The 25,101-nt window shown below is 32.6% G+C and carries 29 protein-coding genes and 1 riboswitch; of the genes, 28 read left to right on the forward strand and 1 reads right to left on the reverse strand.

What is annotated here, in order from left to right; all coding sequences use genetic code 11:
• Positions 1–20 precede the first annotated feature (20 nt).
• From gatC to L6651_RS01320, 6 genes are read left to right on the forward strand one after another with little or no spacing between them, the layout of a single operon-like run.
• Positions 21–305 (forward strand): Asp-tRNA(Asn)/Glu-tRNA(Gln) amidotransferase subunit GatC, encoded by a 285-nt coding sequence (gene gatC, locus L6651_RS01295; protein WP_237036252.1) that lies wholly within the window; start codon positions 21–23, stop codon positions 303–305.
• A complete protein-coding gene (gene gatA / locus L6651_RS01300; RefSeq protein WP_237036253.1) occupies positions 305–1,708 on the forward strand; it encodes an Asp-tRNA(Asn)/Glu-tRNA(Gln) amidotransferase subunit GatA in 1,404 nt (467 codons plus the stop codon). Before gatC ends, gatA begins: the two co-directional genes overlap by 1 nt.
• Positions 1,698–3,119 carry an Asp-tRNA(Asn)/Glu-tRNA(Gln) amidotransferase subunit GatB gene (gene gatB / locus L6651_RS01305; RefSeq protein ID WP_237036254.1) on the forward strand — a complete coding sequence of 474 codons (1,422 nt, stop codon included), beginning with the start codon at positions 1,698–1,700 and terminating at the stop codon, positions 3,117–3,119. Before gatA ends, gatB begins: the two co-directional genes overlap by 11 nt.
• Entirely contained in the window at positions 3,119–3,727 is a 609-nt protein-coding gene (rdgB, locus tag L6651_RS01310) for an RdgB/HAM1 family non-canonical purine NTP pyrophosphatase (protein ID WP_237036255.1), read from the forward strand. The genes gatB and rdgB overlap by 1 nt, the downstream gene beginning before the upstream one ends.
• Positions 3,705–4,181: a metallophosphoesterase family protein gene (locus L6651_RS01315; protein WP_237036256.1), complete on the forward strand. Its 477-nt coding sequence runs from the start codon at positions 3,705–3,707 to the stop codon at positions 4,179–4,181. The genes rdgB and L6651_RS01315 overlap by 23 nt, the downstream gene beginning before the upstream one ends.
• Positions 4,181–5,032 carry a bifunctional 5,10-methylenetetrahydrofolate dehydrogenase/5,10-methenyltetrahydrofolate cyclohydrolase gene (locus L6651_RS01320; protein WP_237036257.1) on the forward strand — a complete coding sequence of 284 codons (852 nt, stop codon included), beginning with the start codon at positions 4,181–4,183 and terminating at the stop codon, positions 5,030–5,032. The genes L6651_RS01315 and L6651_RS01320 overlap by 1 nt, the downstream gene beginning before the upstream one ends.
• A 60-nt stretch (positions 5,033–5,092) precedes the next feature.
• Here the strand turns inward: L6651_RS01320 and L6651_RS01325 are convergent, their stop codons facing one another.
• Positions 5,093–6,385, reverse strand: coding sequence for a M18 family aminopeptidase (locus L6651_RS01325; protein ID WP_237036258.1), 1,293 nt, complete (start codon positions 6,383–6,385; stop codon positions 5,093–5,095).
• A gap of 66 nt (positions 6,386–6,451) precedes the next feature.
• Positions 6,452–6,567, forward strand: a riboswitch (FMN riboswitch).
• Positions 6,568–6,626: 59 nt separating this feature from the next.
• Here L6651_RS01325 and L6651_RS01330 point away from each other — a divergent pair.
• The 22 genes from L6651_RS01330 to rseP all read left to right on the forward strand — a co-directional run bounded on the left by L6651_RS01330 (position 6,627) and on the right by rseP (position 25,091).
• On the forward strand, positions 6,627–7,202 hold the full coding sequence (locus L6651_RS01330) for an ECF transporter S component (protein ID WP_237036259.1): 576 nt from the start codon (positions 6,627–6,629) through the stop codon (positions 7,200–7,202).
• Between the two features lie 38 nt (positions 7,203–7,240).
• On the forward strand, positions 7,241–7,693 hold the full coding sequence (gene tsaE / locus L6651_RS01335) for a tRNA (adenosine(37)-N6)-threonylcarbamoyltransferase complex ATPase subunit type 1 TsaE (protein ID WP_237036260.1): 453 nt from the start codon (positions 7,241–7,243) through the stop codon (positions 7,691–7,693).
• Entirely contained in the window at positions 7,690–8,370 is a 681-nt protein-coding gene (gene tsaB, locus L6651_RS01340; protein ID WP_237036261.1) for a tRNA (adenosine(37)-N6)-threonylcarbamoyltransferase complex dimerization subunit type 1 TsaB, read from the forward strand. The genes tsaE and tsaB overlap by 4 nt, the downstream gene beginning before the upstream one ends.
• Positions 8,351–8,845, forward strand: a complete 495-nt coding sequence (gene rimI, locus L6651_RS01345) for a ribosomal protein S18-alanine N-acetyltransferase (RefSeq protein WP_237036262.1) — start codon at positions 8,351–8,353, stop codon at positions 8,843–8,845. The genes tsaB and rimI overlap by 20 nt, the downstream gene beginning before the upstream one ends.
• A complete protein-coding gene (gene tsaD, locus L6651_RS01350) occupies positions 8,799–9,818 on the forward strand; it encodes a tRNA (adenosine(37)-N6)-threonylcarbamoyltransferase complex transferase subunit TsaD (protein WP_237036263.1) in 1,020 nt (339 codons plus the stop codon). The genes rimI and tsaD overlap by 47 nt, the downstream gene beginning before the upstream one ends.
• 112 nt (positions 9,819–9,930) lie before the next feature.
• Positions 9,931–10,926 carry a tryptophan--tRNA ligase gene (gene trpS / locus L6651_RS01355; protein ID WP_255784918.1) on the forward strand — a complete coding sequence of 332 codons (996 nt, stop codon included), beginning with the start codon at positions 9,931–9,933 and terminating at the stop codon, positions 10,924–10,926.
• A gap of 71 nt (positions 10,927–10,997) precedes the next feature.
• The gene (locus tag L6651_RS01360; protein ID WP_237036265.1) at positions 10,998–12,233 is read left to right on the forward strand and encodes a biotin/lipoyl attachment domain-containing protein; all 1,236 of its coding nucleotides are present in this window, start codon (positions 10,998–11,000) and stop codon (positions 12,231–12,233) included.
• Positions 12,234–12,242: 9 nt separating this feature from the next.
• A complete protein-coding gene (locus L6651_RS01365) occupies positions 12,243–12,938 on the forward strand; it encodes a YggS family pyridoxal phosphate-dependent enzyme (protein WP_237036266.1) in 696 nt (231 codons plus the stop codon).
• Positions 12,939–12,946: 8 nt separating this feature from the next.
• The gene (locus L6651_RS01370) at positions 12,947–13,441 is read left to right on the forward strand and encodes a cell division protein SepF (RefSeq protein WP_237036267.1); all 495 of its coding nucleotides are present in this window, start codon (positions 12,947–12,949) and stop codon (positions 13,439–13,441) included.
• Positions 13,441–14,223, forward strand: a complete 783-nt coding sequence (locus L6651_RS01375) for a YlmH/Sll1252 family protein (RefSeq protein WP_237036268.1) — start codon at positions 13,441–13,443, stop codon at positions 14,221–14,223. Before L6651_RS01370 ends, L6651_RS01375 begins: the two co-directional genes overlap by 1 nt.
• A 9-nt stretch (positions 14,224–14,232) precedes the next feature.
• A complete protein-coding gene (lspA, locus tag L6651_RS01380; protein WP_237036269.1) occupies positions 14,233–14,691 on the forward strand; it encodes a signal peptidase II in 459 nt (152 codons plus the stop codon).
• Positions 14,688–15,362 (forward strand): uracil-DNA glycosylase, encoded by a 675-nt coding sequence (locus tag L6651_RS01385; protein ID WP_237036270.1) that lies wholly within the window; start codon positions 14,688–14,690, stop codon positions 15,360–15,362. The genes lspA and L6651_RS01385 overlap by 4 nt, the downstream gene beginning before the upstream one ends.
• The gene (locus L6651_RS01390) at positions 15,359–16,300 is read left to right on the forward strand and encodes an RluA family pseudouridine synthase (protein WP_237036271.1); all 942 of its coding nucleotides are present in this window, start codon (positions 15,359–15,361) and stop codon (positions 16,298–16,300) included. Before L6651_RS01385 ends, L6651_RS01390 begins: the two co-directional genes overlap by 4 nt.
• A 2-nt stretch (positions 16,301–16,302) precedes the next feature.
• Positions 16,303–17,385 (forward strand): DNA-processing protein DprA, encoded by a 1,083-nt coding sequence (dprA, locus tag L6651_RS01395; RefSeq protein ID WP_237036272.1) that lies wholly within the window; start codon positions 16,303–16,305, stop codon positions 17,383–17,385.
• Positions 17,386–17,389: 4 nt separating this feature from the next.
• Positions 17,390–19,453 carry a type I DNA topoisomerase gene (gene topA, locus L6651_RS01400; RefSeq protein WP_237036273.1) on the forward strand — a complete coding sequence of 688 codons (2,064 nt, stop codon included), beginning with the start codon at positions 17,390–17,392 and terminating at the stop codon, positions 19,451–19,453.
• Positions 19,454–19,583: 130 nt separating this feature from the next.
• On the forward strand, positions 19,584–20,393 hold the full coding sequence (gene rpsB / locus L6651_RS01405) for a 30S ribosomal protein S2 (RefSeq protein WP_237036274.1): 810 nt from the start codon (positions 19,584–19,586) through the stop codon (positions 20,391–20,393).
• An 88-nt stretch (positions 20,394–20,481) separates the two neighbouring features.
• Positions 20,482–21,153 (forward strand): translation elongation factor Ts, encoded by a 672-nt coding sequence (tsf, locus tag L6651_RS01410; protein ID WP_237036275.1) that lies wholly within the window; start codon positions 20,482–20,484, stop codon positions 21,151–21,153.
• Between the two features lie 142 nt (positions 21,154–21,295).
• Positions 21,296–22,012 carry a UMP kinase gene (gene pyrH, locus L6651_RS01415; protein WP_255784920.1) on the forward strand — a complete coding sequence of 239 codons (717 nt, stop codon included), beginning with the start codon at positions 21,296–21,298 and terminating at the stop codon, positions 22,010–22,012.
• A gap of 1 nt (position 22,013) precedes the next feature.
• Positions 22,014–22,571, forward strand: a complete 558-nt coding sequence (frr, locus tag L6651_RS01420) for a ribosome recycling factor (RefSeq protein WP_237036277.1) — start codon at positions 22,014–22,016, stop codon at positions 22,569–22,571.
• Between the two features lie 9 nt (positions 22,572–22,580).
• The gene (locus L6651_RS01425) at positions 22,581–23,300 is read left to right on the forward strand and encodes an isoprenyl transferase (RefSeq protein ID WP_237036278.1); all 720 of its coding nucleotides are present in this window, start codon (positions 22,581–22,583) and stop codon (positions 23,298–23,300) included.
• Entirely contained in the window at positions 23,300–24,076 is a 777-nt protein-coding gene (locus tag L6651_RS01430) for a phosphatidate cytidylyltransferase (RefSeq protein ID WP_237036279.1), read from the forward strand. Before L6651_RS01425 ends, L6651_RS01430 begins: the two co-directional genes overlap by 1 nt.
• A 10-nt stretch (positions 24,077–24,086) precedes the next feature.
• A complete protein-coding gene (gene rseP, locus L6651_RS01435; RefSeq protein WP_237036280.1) occupies positions 24,087–25,091 on the forward strand; it encodes an RIP metalloprotease RseP in 1,005 nt (334 codons plus the stop codon).
• Positions 25,092–25,101: the final 10 nt, after the last annotated feature.

Raw genomic sequence — 25,101 nt, forward strand, 5'->3', positions numbered from 1 at the left:
AATTTGAGACAGGAGATTATATGATAGACAAAGAAGAAGTAAAAAGAATATATGAAATAGCTCATTTGAATATCAAAGATGAAGACCTGGATAAGATGGAAGAAAAATTTAATACGGTATTAGACTTTTCACGAGTAATCTTAGAGGTGGACACAAAAGATATTGATATGCTTGAAATTGTTGAAAATCATGAAAGCATTTTGAGAGAAGATATAGTTTTTGAAAGTATCGATAGAGAAGATGCGCTTTTGAATGCAAAAGACAGAGAGTATGGATATTTTAGATTGAAAAAGGTAATTGAATAATGAATATAAGAGATTTAAGAGAAAAATTTGTAAGTAATGAGTTTAGTTTAAAAGGCTATTATGATGAGTTATTTAAGAAGATTGAAGACTCAAAGGACCTTAACATATTCATTACTTTTGATAAAGATGACGTAATAAAGCAAATTGAAAAGCTAGAGAAAAAGGAAAATAAAGGGAAATTATATGGAGTTCCTATAACTTTAAAGGACAATGTTTCATATAAGGGACTAAGAATGACTTGTGGATCTAAGTTTTTGGAAAACTTTATGCCTATTTTTGATGCAACTTTAGTAAAAAAACTTATAGAAGAAGATGCAGTTATTTTAGGTAAAGTAAACATGGACGAGTTTGCAATGGGAAGTTCTTCAGAAACATCTTTCTTTGGCCCAACAAAAAACCCTGTGGACCCAACCCTTGTTCCAGGAGGTTCTTCATCTGGTTCAGCGGCGTCAGTTGCACAAGGCCTAGTACCTGTTTCAATTGGTTCTGACACAGGTGGCTCTTCAAGGCAACCGGCTCAATATTGTAATGTAGTGGGATATATGCCAAGTTATGGAACTATTTCAAGATCTGGTGTTGTATCCATGGCAAACACATTGGACCAAGTGGGAATTCTTGGGAAAAGTGTGGCTGATATAGTGGATGTTGTAAATGTTATTGGTGGAAATGACAAAATGGACATGACATCCACATTAAAAGAAAAGATAGAGTTTAATTTAGATGAAAACTATGATTTAAAAGACAAAAAAGTTGGGGTAATAGATTTAACTCCATTTGAAATAGATCCTGTTGTACAAGAGGACTATAAAAAAGGACTTGAACTATTAGAAAAAATGGGTGCAAAACTAGTTAATCTAGATTTTGAGTATCTAAAGTACTCCACTTCTATTTATTCAGTAATAACAGCCAGTGAAGTTAGCAGTAATATGTCTAGATTTGACGGAATCAGATATGGATATTTAACTGATAACTATGAAGACACAAGGGAGCTCTACACCAACACAAGATCAGAAGCACTTGGAGAAGAAGTGCAAAGAAGAATTGCCCTTGGAACTATGTTTTTAGCTTCTGATTCAAATCAAGAAGTATATATTCAAGCTGAAAAAGTTAGAAAATTAATGGCAAGAGAGTTTAATAGCAAATTTGAAGAAGTTGATTTCATAATAACTCCTACTGCTACAAATCTACCATGGAAACTTGGAGACAGAGCAGACGATCCACTATCAATGTATGACAGTGGAACATTTAATGTGCCTGTAAACCTATGTGGACTATGTAGTATATCAATTCCTATAAGAAAAGGAATCTCTGGATCTTTACAACTAATAGGAAAGAGATATGATGATGAAAAAATGTTAAACAGCGCATATTCATTAGAGAGGAGTATTGCAAATGAACTATAAAACTCTTATTGGACTTGAAATACATGTTGAGTTAAGCACAGACAGTAAGATGTTCTGTAGCTGTAAAAACGAATTTGGCCTTGCTCCTAACACTGCTGTTTGCCCAATATGCTTAGGACATCCAGGAGCTTTACCTGTGATGAATAAAAAGGCTGTAGAGTATGCTACAATGGCAGGACTTGCTTTTAACTGTGACATACATCAAAGTTTTAAAATGGACAGAAAAAAATATTTTTATCCAGACTTAACAAAGGGATATCAAATAACTCAACAAGACGAACCACTTTGCACAGGTGGATACATTGAAATAAAAGATGGAGATGAAACTAAAAAGATTAGACTTGAAAGAATACACATAGAAGAAGATACTGGAAAGTCTATTCATAATGAAGAGGGAAGTACTCTTATGGATTACAATAGAGCGGGAGTGCCTCTAATAGAAATAGTTTCGAAACCAGATATGAGTTCTGGGGACCAAGCGAGACAATTTTTGACTAATCTAAGAGAAACTTTAAGATTTTTAGATATATCTGATGTTAAAATGGAACAAGGTTCTTTAAGATGTGACGTCAATATAAATATTTTTGCGGAAGATGGAAGTTTTAAAACTGCAATTTCAGAAATAAAGAATCTAAACTCATTTAAGGCCGTTGAAAAAGCAATTGAATATGAAGAAAAAAGACATAGGCAAATGGCTGATAAAGGAGAAACTGGTTATAAGGAAACAAGAAGATGGGATGATGCAAGTTCTTCAACAATTCCTATGAGAAAGAAAGAGTCTGGTAATGACTACAGATTTTCAGTTGAGGGAGATATACCAAGAACTATTTTGAAAGATGACTTTATTGAACAAGTTAAATCAAAACTTCCTGAACTACCACATGAAAAGATGAAGAGATTTATTGAAGATTACAAATTGCCTGAATATGATTCTGATATACTTTCAAGAAGTATTGCCCTTTCAAATTATTTTGAGAAGTCGGCTAAATTAACAAATGATCCAGTACTAACAAGTAATTGGTTACTATCTGACGTACTAAGAAGGGTTAATGAAGCAGAGATAGAATTTGAAGATGTTAAGATGTCTAGCGAAAACTTTTCAAAGCTTTTGATTTTAGTTAAAGAAAAGAAAATTAATAACAATACTGGAAAAAAAGTGTTGAGAAAACTTTTTGAAGAAAACTTTGAGCCTGAAGAGTATGTTAAGGAAAATGGACTTATTCAATTAAACGATGATGGCTTACTGGAAGAGATAGTAGATAAGGTGCTTTCAGAAAATCCTCAATCTATTGAAGATATCAAAAATGGTAAGGACAGAGCCTTTGGATTCTTAGTAGGACAATGCATGAAGGCATCTAAGGGCAAGGGAAATCCTCAAAGATTTAATGAACTTATTAGAGAGAAAATTTAATGAAAGATTTAATAGTTGCATCTCATAATAGAGGAAAAATTGAAGAGATAGGTGAAATGTTAGGGCACTTGGGTATAAAGGTTATTGGTGTCAGTGATTATATATCCATGGACGAAGTAGAAGAGAATGCTCCAACCCTTGAAGGCAATGCTAAGATAAAGGCAGAGTTTATTTATGAAAAAGTTAAAAAGGCGACTCTTGCGGATGACACTGGACTTTTCGTTAGGGCTTTAAATAATGAACCTGGAGTCAGAACTGCAAGATATGCCGGGAAAAACCCAACGGAAAGAGACAATAGAGTAAAGATGCTAAAAGAAATGGAAGGCAAAGAAGATCGATTTGCTTTTTTTGAAACTGTACTCTATCTTATAGATGAGAATGGAAAAGGGTATTCAGTAAGTGGCATCTGCGAGGGGGATATTTCCACAGAGGAAATGGGCACAAAAGGATTTGGATACGATAGTATTTTTATACCAAAAGGAGAACAAAAGACCTTTGGACAGTTGTCCATGGAAGAAAAGAACAAATACAGCCACAGAGCTAAGGTCTTAAATAAACTTAATGAATTATTGGTGAGGATTTTAGATGAAGATAGGAATAGTAAGTGATACCCATGGAAGTTATAAAGAGGTTGCAAGTAGTCTTTTAGAAAATAATGTGGATGTTATTATTCACTTAGGAGATTACTCCGATGACGGTAAAGACATTGGAGAGATAACTAATAAGCCCATATATGTGGTTAGAGGGAATAATGACTATGTGGCAACTGATGAGCCATCTGAGCTACTTATAAACATTGGAGGCATCGATTTTTTTATAACACATGGACATAAATACAATGTTTATTCAGGATTGACAAATCTTATGTTTAGAGCCAAGGCTGCAGGAGCTCAAGTGGTTTTGTTCGGACATACACATGTTTATTTAAAAGAGGTTTCTGACAATATATTGTTTTTAAATCCTGGTAGTCCAAGCTATCCAAGATTTAATGATAAAAAAGGGTATGTAATATTTGATACTGAAACACTTAAAACAAATAGAATTTATATGGAGGACAAATAATGGAAAGAATTTTAACATCAAATGATTTAGCGGTAAAACTTGAAGAAGATATTATTTCAAGGGTGGAAAAACTAAGAGAAGAAAATCATGTTCCAAAACTTGCCATCGTAAGAGTTGGTGAAAACCCAAATGATATCTCTTATGAAAAGAGTTTAGTTAAAAAGGGTGAAAACTATAAGATAGATATTCAAAGAGTACTATTAGATGAATCTATTACTACAGAAGAATTAAAGAGTGAAATCGAAAAACTTAATAACGACGACTCTGTAACTGGAATGATTATCTTTAGACCGCTTCCTAAACACATTGATGAAGAAGTTATTCAACAAACAGTTTGCTGGAAGAAAGACGTTGACTGTATGACACCTACAAACCTTGCGAAGATTTTCCAAGGAGACTTTTCTTCTTTCCAACCTGCAACACCATATGCTTCAATGAAAATTTTAGAATACTACGATATTGACCTTGAAGGAAAAAATGTTGCAATAGTAAATAGATCAATGGTTCTTGGAAAGCCTATGGCTATGATGGTTTTAGGTAAAAATGGAACACCTATTATTTGCCACTCAAGAACCAAGGACTTAAAGAAGATTCTTAAAGAAGCAGATGTTGTTGTAACAGCAACAGGAAGAGCAAAGAGCTTAACAAGAGACTTCTTAACAGAAGATTCAATTGTAATTGACGTTGGAGTTTCCATGGGAGAAGATGGAAAACTTTCTGGAGATGCTGACTTTGAAGACTTAAAGGACTTCGTAAAGGGTATCACTCCAAGACTTGGAGGAGTTGGAAAGATTACTTCAACATTATTAATGGATCAAATTGTTCAAGCAAAAGAAAAAAGTTTAAAATAGGATTCAAATTTCCAAAATAAAGGGAGATGTTGTTAACAAGCAACACCTCCTAATTTTTGTTTATAGTGAAATATCTTCAAAGAATTTTTCAAATAACAAATGAATATATTCTTGGTCTTTAGAACCTCCCAGCTCTCTTACTGAATGCATTCCAAGAATTGGACATCCCATATCAATTGATTTTATATTTAGATGTGATGAGTTAATTGGACCAATTGTTGATCCACCAGGCATATCTGAACGATTTACAAAGTATTGTACAGGAACATCTATATCTCTAGATAATTTATTTATAAATGAAGCTGATATGCTATCTGAAGTGTAACTCATTCTAGCAGCCATTTTTATACATGGTCCTTCGTTTATGATTGGGAAATTAGTTGGGTCGTTCTTCTCAACGTAATTTGGGTGAAGGGCATGTGCTTGATCGGCAGAAATCATAAATGATTTGTCTATTGCTATATCAAAATCTTCAAAATTTCCACCAGTAGTGTAGACAATTCTTTGTAACACATCTCTTAAGAAAGGAGAGTCGGCACCTTCTTTTGTCATTGAACCAATCTCTTCGTGATTTGAAACTAATACAACATTAATTCCACTCTTTGACTTCGAAGAAATCAGAGCTTCAATTGAAGAGTAGGCCATACCAAGGTTATCTATTCGTCCAATGCTATAAAACTCTTCGTCTATTCCAATGTACTTTCCTTTTTCTGTGTCATATAAAAATAAATCAAAATCTAGAATATCTTCCTTTTTTACATTTAATTTTTCAGAAATCAAAGTTATTAAGAGTTCATCTTTTTCTGAATTTGAAGACAACATTCCAAGTATTGGTAGAGTATCCTTTTGAGGATTATAAGTGTAACCCTTATTTATCTCTCTATTCATATGAATTGCTAAGTTTGGAATTGTAGTAACAGGTTTTTCGAAGTCTACTAGTTTTGAAATGATTTTTTTATTTTCAACAACAGAAACTCTCCCGGCAATTGAAAGGCTTCTATCAAACCATGTGCTTAAAATTGGTCCACCATAAACTTCTGTGTTTAGTTTAATATACTTATCCTTTTCAATCATTACAGGATTTGGTTTTATTCTAAAAGTAGGGGAGTCGCTATGTGAACCTACAATGTTAAAGTGTGTAAATTTTTTAATATCATTAACAGTAAATGCAATAATTGCAGAATCGCCATTGCTTATAAAATACTTTCCATTATTTTTTAATTTCCATTTCTCAGATCTTAAAAGTTCTGTAAAACCATTTTCGTAAAGTCTTTCTCTAATATTTTTATTAACATGATAGACGGAAGGACTGTTATCTATAAAGTCCATAAGTCCATTTACGTATTTATTCATATTATCACCTCAACTATATTGTACCATTAAATTAATTTATTTTTAGATGATGTTGTGGTATAATAAAAATATCTTCAGGGCGAGGTGTAATTCCTCACCGGCGGTTATAGTCCGCGAGCCACTTAGGCCGATTTGGTGAAATTCCAAAACCGACAGTATAGTCTGGATGAAAGAAGAGATAGCTATTATAGCCCCGAAGTAATACGGGGTTTTTTTAATGCCCCTAAATTAGGAGGACGATATGAATATTAAAAAGTTGGTAAGAATAGCGCTACTTGGTGCTATAGCAGGAATTTTGATGATTGCATTTCACTTTCCACTACCTATGTTTCCACCATTTATGGACATAGACTTTGGAGAAGTGCCAGCACTTATTGCTGGATTCACAATGGGGCCATTAGCAGGATTTTATGTTATAATAATTAAGTTGATAGTAAAATTAATTGTACAGTCAACAAGTACGGGATTTATTGGAGAGCTATCTAACTTAATTGTTTCAAGTGCACTAGTGTGTACATCTTCATATCTTTATAGCAAAAAGAAGACAGCAAAAAACTCTGCATTTGCTTTAACAATTGGAGTTTTGGCAATGGCAACAGTTGCAACCATAAGTAATTATTTCTTTATATTTCCGCTATATGGATTGGATATACCAGTATATGCAAAGACATTTGGAAAGATTAATCCGCTTGTAAAGAACTCAGCAACATTTTTATTTATTGTTATAATCCCGTTTAATATAATAAAGGGATTTCTCAATTCAGTCGTAGCTGTAGCACTAGTAAAGCCGATTGAAAAATATATGAATAAGGCATAGAGGAATCGCTTAGCGATTCCTTTCTTAATTGGAGCGATATGTATAAATTTAATTCAAATAGTTTAGAAGATACAAATGAATTTGCAAAGATATTATCTATGGGCTTAAATAAAGGCTCTGTTATATCTTTAGTTGGAGATATGGGTGCAGGTAAAACTACATTTACACAATATCTACTAAAACAACTTGGAGTTTTAGACTATGTTACAAGTCCAACATTTTCTTTAGTTAATACCTATTATGGTGACTTTGAAATTAATCATTTAGATCTTTATAGAATGGAAAATGAAGTTGAAATGGAAACATTAGATATTGACTTGTTATTTTATCCTGATGGCATAACCATAATTGAGTGGGCGGAGAGGGCGAAGAGTTATTTGCCGAGAAACCTTATTGAGATACACATTGAAAAGACTTCTACCACTGGAAGAGAGTTTAGTATTTTAGGAAATAACAGAGAGGAAAAGAAATTAATAGAGAGATTACAATGAAAATTTTAAGTATTGAGACATCTGGAATGATATCTTCTTGCAGTGTAATGGAAGATGGAAAGATAATTGGAGAATTTAATATAAACCAGAAGAGGACCCATAGTGAAACCTTGGTACCCATGATTAAAGAGCTTTTAGACAAGCTTGGATTATCCACTAATGAAATAGACCTATATGCCGTTGGAAAGGGTCCTGGGTCATTTACAGGCCTTCGTATAGGCATGACAGTGGCAAAGACATTGGCCATGGTGTTTGATAAAGACATAATTGGCGTTTCCACTTTAAAATCTATTGCAAGAGGAGTGTATTCTCCAAAAAAAATAGTTTCTATTATAGATGCAAGAGGTGGAAGGGTTTATTATGGAATATACCAGTGGAAGGATAAGAAATTGGAAGAAATTGAAAGTGAAGATTTAATCTACTTTGAAGACTTAGTTGAAAAATTAAAAATGACCAATGAAAAATATCTTTTTGTTGGAGATGTGGATGACTTTTTAGATGATATTACAGAGCTAGGATATGAATACATTGAAAATTTAAACACCAATATAGCATCTAATATTTCTAAGATAGCTTATGAAAACAAAGATGAAGCTAAGAAAGATTATTTAGATTTAAAACCTGAATACATTAGAAAGTCACAGGCACAAAGGGATCTTGAAAATAAAAATGTATAGAGTGGAAAAAGTAACTCAAAAAGAAATTGCCCTCGTATCTGAAATGGAAAATGAAATTTTCAGTTTTCCATGGGCATATGAATCTTTTGAAACCCTAATTGAAAACCCCTGTAATCATTTTTACATTGTATTTGACAAAGGCACACCAGTTGCCTATTTTGGAATTATGATTATAATGAACGAATGTGATATATATAATATTGCCGTAAGACCAAATTACCAGGGAAAGGGAATAGGAAGCTTTATAATACAAGAGATAATTGAAATTTGTAGAAAAAAAGAAGTTGATACTATTACATTAGAGGTACGTGAATTCAATTATAGGGCAATAGGTCTTTATGAGAAATATGGATTTAAACTAGTTTCTCGAATAAAAGGATATTATTCGAAACCATTGGAAGATGGATTATTAATGAGGTTGAGTATAGATGAAGAAGAACTTAAAAATTTTAGCCATAGAAACGTCATGCGATGAAACTTCCGTTGCTGTGGTAGAGGATGGAAGAAATGTACTTTCAAATATAATTTCGTCACAAATTTCTACCCATAGAGTGTTTGGTGGAGTTGTACCGGAAATTGCAAGCAGGATGCATCTCGAAAGTATAAATCACATCATTAAAGCAGCTCTAGAAGAGGCGGGATTAACATTTTCTGATATAGATGTGGTTGCATGCACAAAGGGACCAGGACTAATAGGAGCGCTACTTGTGGGGATATCCTCTGCAAAAGCACTTTCGTTGGCCTTGGATATACCACTTGTTGGAGTTAATCACATGGAGGGGCATATATGCGCCAATTACTTGGTGCACAAAGATTTAAAACCTCCATTTGGTGGCCTTGTAGTGTCTGGGGGACATACTTACTTAGTAAATATTAAAGACTATAATGATACAGAAATAATTGGAAGAACAAAAGACGACGCCGCAGGAGAGTGCTTCGACAAGATTGCAAGAGCTCTTGGACTTCCATACCCTGGAGGACCAGAAATTGACAAGAGAGCAAAGCTCGGAGATAAACATGCGATAGAATTTCCAAGACCACTTATTGACGAAAACTCCTATGACTTTAGCTATAGTGGATTAAAGACTGCTGTGCTTAATTATTTGAATCAAAAGAATCAAAAAAATGAAGAGATTGATATAAATGATGTTGCTGCAAGTTTTCAAGAAGCTGTTCTAGATGTTCTTGTTACAAAGTCAGTACGAATGATTAAAGAATTTAATATGAAAAAATTTATTATCTCTGGAGGGGTTGCCGCAAACTCTGAACTTAAGGAAAAACTTCAAAAAGAATGCGACAAGCTTGGAGTGAAGCTTTTTTATCCAACCAATATATTTTGCACAGACAATGCAGCAATGATTGGTTCAGCAGCTTATTATAATTATATTAATGGCAAAGTTTCAGAGCTGGACTTAAAAGTTTATCCCAACTTGGAACTTAATGAATAAAATATTAAATTTAAAGTAAGAAATAAAAGTAGAGATAAAGATTTGCCCTGTGTCTCTACTTTTACTTTTTAACGATATATTATACAATGTAAGTAATTAATGTTTTGGAGGAATTATGAATAAGAAAGTAGTTTTAAGCGGAGTTCAACCCTCCGGTAGTTTAACAATAGGAAATTATCTAGGAGCAATACAAAATTTTTCTAGGCTTCAAGAAGATTATGAATGTATATATGCAATAGCGGACTTACACTCAATTACAGTTCCGCAAGTTGCAAAGGATTTAAGAAGAAGGACATATGAAGTTCTTGCACTATACATGGCTTGTAATGTTGATCCTGAAAAATCAACTATATTTGTACAGTCCCATGTGCCACAGCATCTTGAACTTAGCTGGGTACTTAGTTCCATTTCATATATGGGCCAACTAAGTAGAATGACTCAGTTCAAAGACAAGGCAAAAAAATCAGAAGAAAACTTAAATGCGGCACTTTTTACCTATCCTGTGCTTATGGCGGCGGATATTTTATTATATCAAACTGATTTTGTTCCAGTTGGGGAAGATCAAAGGCAACATTTGGAACTGGCAAGGGATCTTGCCATAAGATTTAATAGCAAGTATTCAGATACTTTTAAAGTTCCAGATAACTTAATCAGAAAAGAAACAGGAAAGATATATAGTTTAAAGGACCCTAGCGTTAAGATGTCTAAGTCAAGTGAAGACGAAAATAGCTATATCTTAATGTTGGATGATCCAAAGACCATTGAGAGGAAAATTAAGAGGGCAGTTACAGACTCAGATGCAAACTTCTGCTATAGTGACGACCAACCAGGTCTAAAAAATCTTATAAATATTTACCAAGCTTTTTCAAACGAATCTGTAGAAGATATTGTAAAACAGTATGAAGGTGAAAGCTATGGACCATTTAAAAATGATTTAGCAGAGCTTATAATTGAAAGTTTAAGACCAATTCAAGAAGAATATAATAGACTTATAAATGACAAGGCATATCTTGAAGAAGTAATGGCAAAGGGAGCTTCAAAAGCAAGTTACTTAGCAAATAAAACCTTAAGAAAAGTTTATAGAAAAGTTGGTTTTGTACAGATATAATTTGAAGTTATCGTTTTTTTGCTCTTAATTTTGATATAATAAACAATGATGCAAGAAATGAGAAGGGTATTATGAAAAGAAAAAGACGAAAGAAAAAGATTAAGATTACCCCACAGATTTTGATATTATTATTGCTTATTTTAGTTGTTGCAAGAAATGTATATTCAAAACAATTTAAATCTAAAACTTTGGAACTAAATAGTATAGAAAAATATGAAAGCATATTAAACCTTAAAGGGCCAGTAATAAGAGAAGAGTATTTAATTTCATATGGTGAAAGTATAAACACCGATAAAGAAGTAATGGACAAGATTTCTGCCCTTTCTAATATTGGATCTATTAATGATTTTAAAAATAATTTAGATTTAAATCTTGAGTATGCTAAGGAGCAGGCTGAAAAACTAAATGAGATTGAAGACATATATCACAAGAAGAGACAAAAAGAAGACTCTAAAGATGCTAAAGATTCTACAGCTGAAATGGAAGAAGATGAAAGCATTGTAGCAATTAATTCTGATTATATCTATGAAAAAGTGAAAAATAATGAGCTGGAGAGTTTAAAGAGCTTAAAGGAAATAGACTATAACAACATTTATAAAAATAGAGAAGAGCTTAATTATCTAAAGAACAAGTACAATGCTTTTTCTGAAGTTTTAAGTAAAAATGGTGAAAATCTAAAAGTTTCAGTTTCAGGAGTTCTTATAAATGAAGTTGATGGTTACGAGGATATTTTAAATCCATATGACATAGATTTAGAAAACTTTGAATTTAAAATACCTTCAGATAAAGATGAAAATGAAACGATTGATGGTTCAAAAATAGTTAATAATAACTTTTTCTACTTATATTTTAAAGTTCCAAATTCTAAATTAAATGGAAAATCTGAAATTGGAGACAGAATTAAAATAAAATTAGAAAAGGAATACTTAAATGGAGAAGTAAAAGATTTATTTGACGATGGCAAGAGTACCAAATTTTTAACTAAATTTGATGAAGGTTTTAAACTGATAGAAAATACTAGATTCTTAGATTTTAAATTAGTCAAAGATGAAGAGGATGCCTTTTTAATTCCAACGTCAAGTCTTGTAAAAAAAGACGAACTATGGGGGGCATATGTAAAAAATCCATCAGGAATAGTAGAGTTCAAAGCTGTTAAGATTATCAGTGAAGATGGAAAGAATACTTTTGTTTCTATTGGTAAAGATGGTATGATTACCTTTGGTGGAAAGAGTTATAAAACATTAAGCTTATACGATGAAGTACTACTTCACCCTAAGTTGGTTACGGACAATGAATTATTAGAATAGGTGATTTTTTTGAGTATTGCTGAAAACTTAGATAAAATTAGAAATAATATTGATACAATAAAAAAAGAGAAGGGACTGGACTACGATATAACTCTAATTGCAGTTTCAAAAACTGTTGATGAAGAAAAAGTTTTGGAAGCCTATGAACATGGGCAACATGACTTTGGAGAGAATAAAGTTCAAGAACTTACAAAAAAAGAAAGTTCATTAAATAATTTAGAAGATATTAACTTTCATATGATTGGGTATTTACAAAGTAATAAGGTAAAATATTTAGTTAATACAGCGAAGTTAATTCACTCACTGGACAGAAAATCTCTAATCAAAGAGATGGAAAAAAGAGGTAAGAGCGAAGACTTTATATTCAACTGTCTAATCCAAGTGAATCTAGCTAAGGAAGAATCAAAGTCGGGAATTTATTTAGAAGACTTAGAGGAGTTATTAACTTTAATCGAAGGTTCAAAATATATAAGAGTTAAGGGACTAATGATGATTGCACCTTTTTATGAAGATGCAGAAGATGTAAGACCATTATTTAGACAAATGAAAGAACTTTTTGACGAACTTAAAGTTAGAGATTTTAAAAATATTGAAATGAAATACCTTTCCATGGGTATGAGCCACGACTATAAAGTCGCTGTGGAAGAAGGATCCAATATGGTTAGGATTGGAACAGATATATTTGGCAAAAGAGTTTATGTTTAGGAGGAGCTATGGGCAAATTTGATAAATTTAAAAGTCTTTTAGGATTGGAAGACGAATATGATGACGATGAGTATTATGAAAGAGATTATTTAGACGAAGATTATTACGACGATGTAAGGGATTACGATGAACCTGAAATTAAAGAAGAGTACAGCGAACCTGTATCTACTTCAAATAGATATAAGAAAAATAATGTAGTTCCATTTAATGACAATTACTCATCAGACAGAGTGAAAATCTTAATACATGAACCAATTTCATATGAAGATGCACCTCCAGTTCTAGATGATATATTATCTAAAAATGTTGTAGTGCTTAACTTGGAGATGTTGGACATAGATATTAAGAGAAAGACATTTGACTTTGTTAGCGGTGGAATTTATGCACTTGACGGCAAAATACAAAAAGTTAGTAAGGATATATTTGTAATAGCTCCAAAAGAACTTGAAATAGACGGCAAGTTAAAAGATCAAATCGCTAGTAAAGGATTTTATCAATTATAATGTCTAAGGAATTAGATAAAATATTAGGTCATATTAAGGACCTGGAGACAAAGCAGACTATCAAAAGTTTTTATGATAGTCTATTTGTGGTTATGGAAAAAAGTATTCCATACTGCACCGACTTTATGACACCGATAGAGATAAAGTATGCTATATCACTTATGAATACATTTGGCTTTGACCGATACCTTGTGTATCCGAGTTTAAAGGAATGTGAGCGAAATGTTCTTATCCTCTTTGGAGAGTATTTTGAGCCAGAGCCTGATGAGTATATTAAGACTTTGTCCTTTAAAATTCCCGATGAGAATATAAATCATCGTGATGTTTTAGGCTCTCTTTTATCTCTAGGAATAAGTAGGAGCAAGGTTGGAGATATTCTTTTTACAAAGACCAATGTAGTATTATTTATTAGAAACACCATCGAGAATTATATACTTAATAATTTCTTTAAGGTTCGTAATCAAAATATATCCATAGAAGAAATATCGGACTTTGACTTCAAAGATGTGGAACAAAACTATGTACAAGAAACCATGGTAGTTTCATCACTTAGACTTGATACAATTTGTTCGGGTTTAATGAAATCTTCAAGAAAAAAAGCCAGTGATAAAATTACAAGGGGCGAAGTTAAACTTAACTATGTTGAAGAAAAATCCACCCACCAATTAGTAGAAGACTTTTCTGTTATTTCCATAAGAGGCTATGGAAGATATAGATTTTTAGAGCCACTATCACGAACAAAGAAAGACAATTATGTAGTAGAATTTTTAAAATATATTTAGGAGAAAATTGTGACAATAGTAATTATTTTAGCAGTAATTATTTTAGACCAAATTACAAAACATTTAGCCATAGGACTAAAAAAAGGTTCAATTAAACTAATTGACAACTTTTTAAGTCTAGTCTATGTGGAGAACAGAGGAGCTGCCTTTGGAATTCTCCAAGGAAAAAAAATAATCCTTGTTTTCTTTACATTTCTTATAATTTTGGCCATGTGTTACTATCTTTATAAAAGTCAAAGTAGCATGGCAACAATATCTAAACTGTCAATTTCATTGATAATTGGAGGAGCTATAGGAAATTTAATAGACCGAGTTTTTAGACATTACGTAATAGACTTTATATCTGTAACATTTCCAAACGGATATGAATTTCCTGTGTTTAATGTAGCTGATATTGCAGTGGTTTGCGGGACATTTCTACTTATAATTGCCTTTATGAAAACTGATGACTTTGAGGAGTTACAATGATAGAGTTTAATAATAGTTGGGATGAACTTTTAAAAGATGAATTCCAAAAAGAGTATTATCAAAAACTTAGGAAGACTTTAATAAACGAATATAAAAATTATGAAATATTTCCAGATATGTATCTTATTTTTGATGCATTAAAGAAAGTAAGTTACGAGGATGTTAAGGTGGTTATAATCGGACAAGATCCTTATCATGGAGTTGGACAAGCCCATGGGCATAGCTTTTCAGTTCTGCCGGGAGTCGTGATTCCGCCTTCACTTAGAAACATCTATAAGGAAATAGTGGATGACGTTGGAGGATATATTCCAAACAACGGCTACTTGATGAAATGGGTAAATCAGGGGGTAATGCTTCTAAACACCACTCTTACAGTTAGAAGAGGCCAAGCGAACTCCCATAAAGATATTGGGTGGCAAATTTTAACAGACAAGATTATAGAGATACTTGGAAATAGAAAAGAACCAATAGTCTTTATACTTTGGGGTAGTCACGCTATTTCAAAAAAGAAGTTCATCAATCAAAAAATTCATTATGTTATACAGTCTCCACATCCATCTCCTCTTTCAGCGTATAGGGGCTTTTTTGGAAGTAAACCTTTTTCAAGGACGAATGAATTTTTGATATCACACAACTTAGAACCAATAGATTGGCAGATTGAAAATATATGAAAGAAATAGAAATAATTGTAAAAGAAGATGGAATAAGAATTGATAAATACATTACGGATTATTTAGAAGATTACACTAGAAACTTTGTAAAAAAACTTATTACATCTAAAAAAATCCTTGTAAATGGAAGCTCTATAAAGCCATCATACAATGTAAAGTCAAATGACATAATAAAAATTTTACTTCCAACGGAAGAGATGGGAAAAATTGAAGCTGAAGATAAGGACTTAGATATAATTTACGAAGACGACTATATTGCTGTTTTAAATAAGCCGTCAGACCTAATAGTTCATCCAACGGAGACAGTAAGAGAAAATACACTTGTAAATAGATTGCTCTGTAAACTTGATAAACTTTCCGATATTTACGAACCTTTTAGGCCTGGAATAGTTCATAGGCTGGACAAAGATACATCAGGTCTTATTATTATTGCAAAGGATAACGATACCCATGAGAAACTAAAAAAATTGTTTCAAAATAGGGAAGTTGAAAAACATTATGTTGCAATTGTACATGGAAAAATTAATGAAGAAATTACTATTGAAAATAAAATAGGAAGAGATGTAAACAATAGGACTAAGATGTCTGTATGTGATGATGGAAAATATGCAAAATCTTTTGTTAAACCGATTTGCTATAATGATGATTATTCATTGGTTGAAGTTTCAATATTGACAGGTAGGACTCATCAAATAAGGGTTCATCTATCATATTTATATCATCCAGTATTAGGTGATAAAACCTATGGAATAAAAAAAGAAAAAGTTAATGTAGCTAGACAGATGTTACATGCATTTTATTTGAAATTTCATCATCCCATATTGGACAAGGATATTAGGTTAATAGCTCCGCTTCACGAAGATTATATTGATGCAATAAGAAAATGTAACTTAGATTATGAGTGCTATAAAGAGTTAGTTTCAAAACTGGAGGACTAAAATTGGATAAAAATCTAATACTATTTTGTAATGCTCTATCAATTTCAAATAAAGCTGCCGTAGCCATTATTGAATTTTTTTCTGATTATAAAAGCTTAATGGAAAACATAGACCAAATTAAAGAAATCAAAGGACTGGACAAGAGAATTTCCGAAAGGATTTTGAAGAATAGAGATTTTGATTTAAAAAGCTATATGGAAAGAGTTTATAGTTTAGGTGCACAGACGACTTTCATAGGCGATGAAGACTATCCTATAAACTTAAATTACATAGAAGACCCACCACTTATGTTATATTATTTAGGGAATTTACAAAAAGATGACATGTATGGCATATCCATGGTTGGGTCAAGAAAATGCACTTCATATGGCGCGTGGGCATGCAAAGAGATTGCTAGAGACCTATCAAGAAATGGTATACCAATAATATCTGGACTTGCCTATGGCATAGACAAAATATCACATGAAACCAGTTTGGAAAATAAAAATAGAACCATAGGTGTAATAGGAAATGGCATTGATGTTATATATCCTAAAACACATAGAGATTTATATGAAAGAGTTTCAAGAAATGGAGCGGTGGTTTCTGAATATCCGCTGGGGACAACTCCAAAAAATTATAACTTTCCATATCGAAACAGAATAATTTCTGGAATTGGGCAAGGCGTTGTAGTGGTGGAGGCAATGAAGAAATCTGGGACTTTAATTACTGCAAACTATGCTTTAGACCAAGGGAAAGATGTATTTGCAATACCTGGTAACATAAATAGTTTTTATAGCCTTGGAACAAATGCGCTTATTAGAGAAGGGGCAAAAATTGTAACCGAAGTTGATGATATTTTAGAAGATATAATTTGTCCTAGGGAAATAAAAGACAGTGAAGAGATTATAATAAAACTGGAAGATCCAATAGAAAATGATATTATAAATATATTGTTAAACACACCATGCACCAGTGATATAATATCAGATCAACTAGGAATTGCAGTGGAAGATATAAATGCAACCTTGACTAAGCTTGAAATGAGAGGTTATGTAACGGAAGAAATGGGTGGAATATTTTACCCAATAGTTAGAAAGGAATGATAGAGTGGCTAAAAAATTAGTTATTGTCGAGTCTCCTACAAAGGCAAGGACCATTGGTAAAATATTGGGAAGTAATTATAAAGTAATAGCTTCTGTAGGCCATTTAAGAGACTTACCCAAAAGTAAAATGGGAATTGATATAGAAAACAACTTTGAACCAGAGTATATAAGCGTTAGGGGAAAGGGAGATATAATAAAACAAATTAAAAAAGAAGCTAAGTCTTCTGATAAAGTTTTATTGGCAACTGACCCTGATAGAGAGGGAGAGGCCATATCTTGGCATATTTCCACGCTTTTAAAACTTGACCCGGAAGATGAAAATAGAATAGAGTTTCATGAAATTACAAAGGAGACAGTTAAAAATTCAATTAAAAAGCCAAGGACGATAGACATGCGCCTTGTAGATGCGCAGCAGGCCCGTAGAGTCCTTGATAGACTTGTTGGTTACGAAATATCTCCTATTTTATGGAAGAAAGTTAAAAGTGGACTTAGTGCCGGTAGGGTGCAGTCGGTAGCACTTCGACTTCTATGTGAGAGGGAAAAGGAAATAAGAGAGTTTGAACCGAAGGAATACTGGAGCGTAACTGCAAACCATAAAAAAGACAAGATGGACTTCGAGTCAAGTTTTTATGGTTTTTATAAAGATGGCAAAGAACAAAAGCTTGATATAAAAACAGAAAAGGGAGCAAATGAAATATTAAGCAAGCTCGATAAGGATAATTTTGAAGTTGTTGATGTAAAGGTGGGAACGAAGAGTAAAAAGCCATACCCTCCGTACACCACAAGTACACTGCAGCAGGATGCAAATAGAAGACTTAATTTTTCGGCATCCAAGACGATGACAGTTGCACAGCAGCTCTATGAAGGGATAAGAATTGGAAGAGAAGGTAGTGTAGGTTTAATATCATATATGAGAACCGACTCCACAAGAATTTCCTCAGGTACAGTTCAAGATAGTTTAAGCTATATTATTAAAAACTTTGGCAAAGAGTATGCTACAAAGGGAAATCCATATGGGAGAAATAAGAAAAACTCACAGGATGCCCACGAGGCAATTAGACCAAGTTCTGTTTTGAGAACTCCAGAATCTGTTGAAGAGTACCTAAGTAGAGATCAATATAGACTGTATGAACTTATTTGGACAAGGACAGTTGCAAGTCAAATGACACCTGCAAAATATAAGACGACTGCTGTTGTTATTAATAATAACAATTTTATCTTCAAGACAAATGGGAATGTAGAATCATTTAAAGGATTTACAAGGCTTTATAAAATAAACGATACGGATTTTATACTTCCAGAAATAAAAAAAGATGATGTTTTAAAAGCTGAAAGTATTGACAAGAAACAACATTTTACAAAACCTAAATCCAGATTTACTGAAGCGAGTTTAGTAAAGACATTGGAAGAGGACGGAATTGGAAGACCAAGTACCTATGCTTCAATTATTAGTTCATTAACGAAGAGAAACTATGTAGAGTTAAAACAAAAGAAATTTTTCACAACGGAGCTTGGAGAAAAAGTAAATGCATTTTTAATAAAGTATTTCGATGAGATAATAAATGAAAAATTCACCGCTGAAATGGAAGCAGAGCTTGATAAAATTGCAGATGATGGACTAGATTGGAAAGAACTTGTAGCTGATTTCTATGATAATTTTGAAAAGAAATTACAAAATGCGAAGAAGGATAATGACAATTTTAAAGTGGTACCTAAAAAAACTGGAGAAAAATGTCCTGAATGTGGCCATGACTTAGTTGTTAAACATGGAAGAAATGGAAAATTCATAGGATGTAGCAACTTCCCTGACTGTACTTACACAAAGGTGTTAGTAAAGAAGATAGGCGTCAAATGTCCAGACTGTAAGGATGGAGACATAATTGAAAAAGTTTCAAAAAGAGGAAAGGTATTTTATGGATGCTCAAACTATCCCGATTGTGAATTTGCTGTATGGGACAAGCCTATAAACGAAAAATGTCCTAAATGTGGAAGTATTTTAGTTCATAAAAAGAATAGAAGAGTCGATGAAATAAGATGTTCTAACACAGAATGTGACTATGTAAAATAATTATTTGCATTAAAGTTTCAAATATGTTATTATACACAGGTAAAACACACATTTGAGGATTGCAGGAGAGTTGCTTATAAGTCCTTTTGCAAGATGAATCAAATGGAGGTAAAAACAAGGAGGAAAGAAAATGTCAGTAGTATCAATGAAAAGCCTGTTAGAAGCAGGTGTACACTTTGGACATCAAACTAGAAGATGGAATCCAAAGATGAAGAAATTTATCTTCACAGAAAGAAACGGAATCTATATTATAGATTTACAAAAGACTGTTAAGCAAATTGAAGATGCTTACAAATATGTAAGGGACTTAGTTGCAGATGGTGGAACTGTTTTATTTGTAGGAACTAAGAAACAAGCTCAAGAAGCTATCGAAACAGAAGCAAAGAGAGCAGGACAACCATATGTTAGCCAAAGATGGTTAGGTGGTATGTTAACAAACTACAAAACTATCAAGAGCAGAATTGACAGACTTAATGAATTAAAAGAATTAGAAGAAAACAATACTTTTGATCTTCTTCCAAAGAAAGAAGTAATCCAATTACGTCATGAAATGGAAAGACTTGAAAAGTATCTTGGTGGAATAAAGAACATGAAGGGTCTTCCAGATTGTCTATTTATTATTGACCCTAAGAACGAAAGTATTGCAGTTAATGAAGCGAGAATACTAGGTATTCCTGTTGTTGCTGTAGTAGATACAAACACAGATCCAGATGAAATTGATATTCCAATTCCAGGAAACGATGACGCTATTAGAGCTGTAAAACTTCTTACAAGTATAATTGCAGATGCAGTTGTTGAAGCTAACCAAGGCGCTCAAAATGACAACGTAGAAGAATCTGAAGAAACAGAAGAAGTTGAAGAAACTAAAGAAGAATCAGATGACTTTGGGGAAGAAATAGCAGTAGAAACTGAAGAAGTAGAAGAAGACAAGGAAGATTAGTAATAATCTCATAATAGATAAACAGAAATCATTTAAAGGTAAGGGATAAACTCTTACCTTTATTGTAAAAAATAAAGGAGGAATACCAATGGCTATAAAAGCATCAATGGTTAAAGAATTAAGGGACATGACCGGTGCAGGTATGATGGATGCAAAGAAAGCATTAGAAGAAACCAATGGAGATATTGAAAAGGCAAAAGAACTTTTAAGAGAAAAAGGACTTGCTGCTTCTGCTAAAAAAGCGGGAAGAATTGCAGCTGAAGGTTTAGTAGATGCTTATATCCATGGTGGAAGAATTGCTACAATTGTTGAAGTTAATACTGAAACAGACTTCGTAGCAAAAAATGAAGAATTTATTCAATTCGTAAGAGACATAGCTATGCAAGTTGCTGCAAGCGCACCAAAATACGTTTCAAGAGATGAAGTTCCTGAAGAAGAAGTTGAAAAGGAAAGAGAAATTCTTATTCATCAAGCAATGAACGAAAACGCTGAAAAGGGAATGGACCCAGAACGTTCAAAAGACATTGCACATAAAAAAGTTGAAGGTAGATTAAACAAATTCTATGAAGAAATTTGCTTACTTGACCAACCTTTTATAAAGGATCCATCAATGACTATTCAAACTCTTTTAACTAATCTAATTGCAAAAATCGGAGAAAATATTAAGATTAGAAGATTTGAAAGATTTGAAGTTGGAGAAGGCCTAGAAAAAAGAGAAGAAGACTTCGCAGAAGAAGTTTCAAAACAAATTAATGGCTAGAATTTAAAGCGAGCATATGCTCGCTTTTTTTGTAAGTTTATTTAAAGGTTTCTTTGGTATTATAGTTTTAAGATGACTTTAATTAGTTGAATTAACATTATTATAATGGTAAAATTTAATAGAATATATTTTTGGAGGTTTGATTTTGGGACTTGCTTTTAAGAGGGTAATAATAAAACTTAGTGGAGAAGCTTTATCAGGTGGAAAGGGACATGGCCTTGATGATAAAGTAATAGAAAATATTTGTAAGTCTATAAAAGAAGTGCATGAACTTGGAATGGAAATAGCCATTGTAGTTGGTGGCGGAAACTTCTGGAGAGGCAGATCTTCAGAAAACATTGACAGACCTACTTCAGATAATATGGGAATGTTAGGAACTGTTATCAACGCTCTTAGACTTCAAGCAAGTCTAGAAAACTTGGGCATTGAAACTAGAGTTCAAACTGCGATTGCTATGCAAGAGGTTGCAGAGCCTTATATTAGAAGAAAGGCCATGAGACATATTGAGAAGGGCAGAATTGTAATTTTCGGTGGTGGATCAGGACTACCATTTTTCTCAACGGACACCACAGCTGCATTAAGAGCGGCAGAGATAAAAGCTGATGCGATTTTGTTAGGTAAGACTGGAACAGACGGCATATATAACAAAGATCCTAATAAGTTTGATGATGCTGTTAAGTATGACAAGCTTAACTATATAGAAATTATCAATCAAGGATTAGGTATAATGGATTCTACAGCAACTTCTCTTTGTATGGACAATGACATACCTGTAGTTGTATTTGGTATTGATGAACCAGAAAATCTTGTTAAAGTTGCTAATGGCGAAAATATTGGAACAATTGTAAAAGGAGAATAGTATGTATACAGATGTAATTAAAAATTTAGAAAAAGATATGAAGAAAAGTATAGTTGCATATCAAGAAGAGTTAAAAAATGTTAGAGCTGGAAGAGCTAACCCTTCACTACTTGATAATATTTCAGTTGAGTATTATGGAACAATGACTCCTATTAATCAAGTTGCTACTATAAATGTTGCAGAAGCAAGATTACTTACAATTCAACCTTGGGATAACTCTGTACTTGGAGAAATTGAGAAAGCTATTTTGAAGTCAAATTTAGGTATTACTCCTTCAAATGATGGAAAGATAATTAGACTTCCTTTCCCTGCCCTAACTGAAGAAAGAAGAAAAGACTTAGTTAAGTTAGTTAAGGAATATGGTGAAAATGCTAAAGTAGCAATTAGAAATCAAAGAAGAGACGCCATGGACAAGGTAAAGAAAATGGAAAAAAAATCTGAAATTTCTGAAGATGAATTAAGAACTGCAGAAGATGATATACAAAAGACAACTGATAAGTTCGTTGAAGAAATTGATGAGATATCTAAAACTAAAGAAGCAGAATTAATGGAAATCTAGGAGATATTGATGGTAATAAATTCGCTTGACGAATTAGATTTAAATAAAATACCTGAACATGTGGGCATAATACTTGATGGCAACGGAAGATGGGCAAAGAAGAGATTTATGCCTAGAGTGGCAGGTCACAGAGAAGGTATGAAAAGGGTTGTGGATATTGTAGAAGCTTCATCCAACCTTGGAATAAAATATCTTTCTCTATATGCTTTTTCTACTGAAAATTGGAAAAGACCTTCAGAAGAAGTTAGCGCCTTAATGAATCTTTTGATAGTTTATGTAGATTCACAACTAAAGAGACTTTCTGATAACAATGTTATTGTAAAAACCATTGGTGATATTTCAAAACTTCCAGATAAGTCTAGACAGGCTATTGAAAAAGCTTGTGAAACAACAAAAGATAATACTGGAATGGTCCTTAACTTAGGTCTGAACTATGGAAGTAGAAGTGAGATAATAAGAGCTGTTGAAAAGATTGTCAACAGCTCATATGATGTAAATGAACTTACAGAAGAGAACTTTAAAGAATTTCTTGATACAAAGACACAACCGGATTTAGATTTATTAATTCGTCCAGGTGGAGAAAAGAGGCTAAGTAACTTTATGTTGTATCAAGTAGCATATGCAGAGCTTTACTTTTGTGACACTCTGTGGCCTGACTTTAAAGAAGAAGAGTTATATAAAGCTATATTAGATTTTCAAAGTAGAAATAGGCGTTTTGGAGGAATATAATGAACAACTTGGCTTTAAGAACCTTAACAGGTATATTTTTACTATTTGTTATTATAGGTTCCACAATACAGGGTGGAATCTTATTATTTCTTTTTTTATTATTCCTCTCCATAGTAGGTGTGTACGAATTTTACAAGGCTATGGGAAAATTAGATTATAAGCCAAACTTATATTTAGGAATATTATTTGCAATAATCCTCATTACTACAAACTATTTAGGTTTTAATAAGCATGAGGGAAATATTATAATTTTATTTTCAGCTATTCTTATGTTCATATTAACATTTAAGGAGAAGCTGGATATAAATTCTCTGTTCTTACAGGTTTTCACAATGATATATATTCCACTTTCACTAAGTAGAATACTTTTGCTTGCAAAGAGTGATTTAGTGTGGCTGATATATATAAGTGCTTGGGGAACAGACACTTTTGCGTATATAGCAGGAAATCTATTTGGGAAACATAAACTTGTTGAAAAGGTAAGCCCAAAAAAGACTATTGAAGGATCCGTTGGAGGTATTATAGGAACTTTAATATTGACATTGCTATATGCATATTTTATGAAATTAGATAATTACATCACCTTGTTATTAGCAGGATTTGTAGGATCCATAGTTGCACAACTAGGAGACCTATGTGCATCAAAGTTTAAAAGACTTTCAAATACTAAGGATTATGGTTATGTGTTTTTAGGACATGGTGGTGTTCTTGATAGATTTGATTCTGTGCTTTTTACAGCACCTTTCATTTATATGATTTATCTAATACTATATTAGAGGAGGCAAAATGATAACAATAATTTCATCTTTAATAGTATTTCTCATTGTTATCTTTATACATGAGCTGGGACATTTCACCGTAGCAGTAAAATCTGGTATAAGAGTAAATGAATTCTCCATAGGAATGGGTCCAAAAATACTTCAAAAGAAGAAAAATGAAATAGATTATACCCTTAGGGCAATCCCATTTGGGGGATATGTTGCAATAGAGGGAGAAGATGGAGAATCAACAGATCCAAGATCCTTTGACAATGCACCGGCAATAAAGAGATTTTTTGTTATAGTAGCAGGAGTAATAATGAACTTTTTACTTGGACTTTTGATTTTAATAATGCTAAATATTTTTTCATCCTACAATATTGTAGAGGTGGCAAAGGGTAGTCCTGCAGATGTGGCAGGTTTAAAACCAAATGATAGAATAGTAAGCGTTATGGATAAAAAAGTTGACAATTCTCTTGAAATTACCAAAGCAATAGAAAATTCACAGGGAAAAGATCTGAAAATAACTGTTGTTAGAGGAAAAGAGAGAAAAGACTTTACAGTTGTTCCAGAAAAAGATTCTAAAGGTGCATATAGAATAGGAATAACCCACGGAAAAGTTTATAATCTTTCCAATGCATCAATTGGAAGAGGTATTGTAAACGGATTTAAAGACTTTTCATTTTACTTTACAGCCATGCTAAGAGGATTTGGTCAACTAATAACAGGAAAGCTATCTATGAAGGAAATAAGTGGTCCTGTTGGAGTTGTAAAAGCAATAGGAAGTTCATTTAAATCTGGCTTTGTAACATTTTTATCTTTTATAGCACTATTGTCAATAAACATAGGTGTTTTTAATATAATGCCATTTCCTGCACTTGATGGAGGAAGAGCGGTTTTAATATTGATTGAAATGATTACAGGAAAAAAACTACCAGCAGATAAGGAAGGAATTCTTAATTTAGTAGGTTTTATAATACTTATAGGACTTATTATAGTTGTAACTTTTAAGGATATAGTTTCACTTTTTTAAGGAGAATTTA

Origin of the sequence: Mediannikoviicoccus vaginalis (assembly GCF_928097925.1) — a bacterium.
In the GTDB taxonomy this organism is placed as follows: Bacteria; Bacillota; Clostridia; order Tissierellales; family Peptoniphilaceae; genus Mediannikoviicoccus; species Mediannikoviicoccus vaginalis.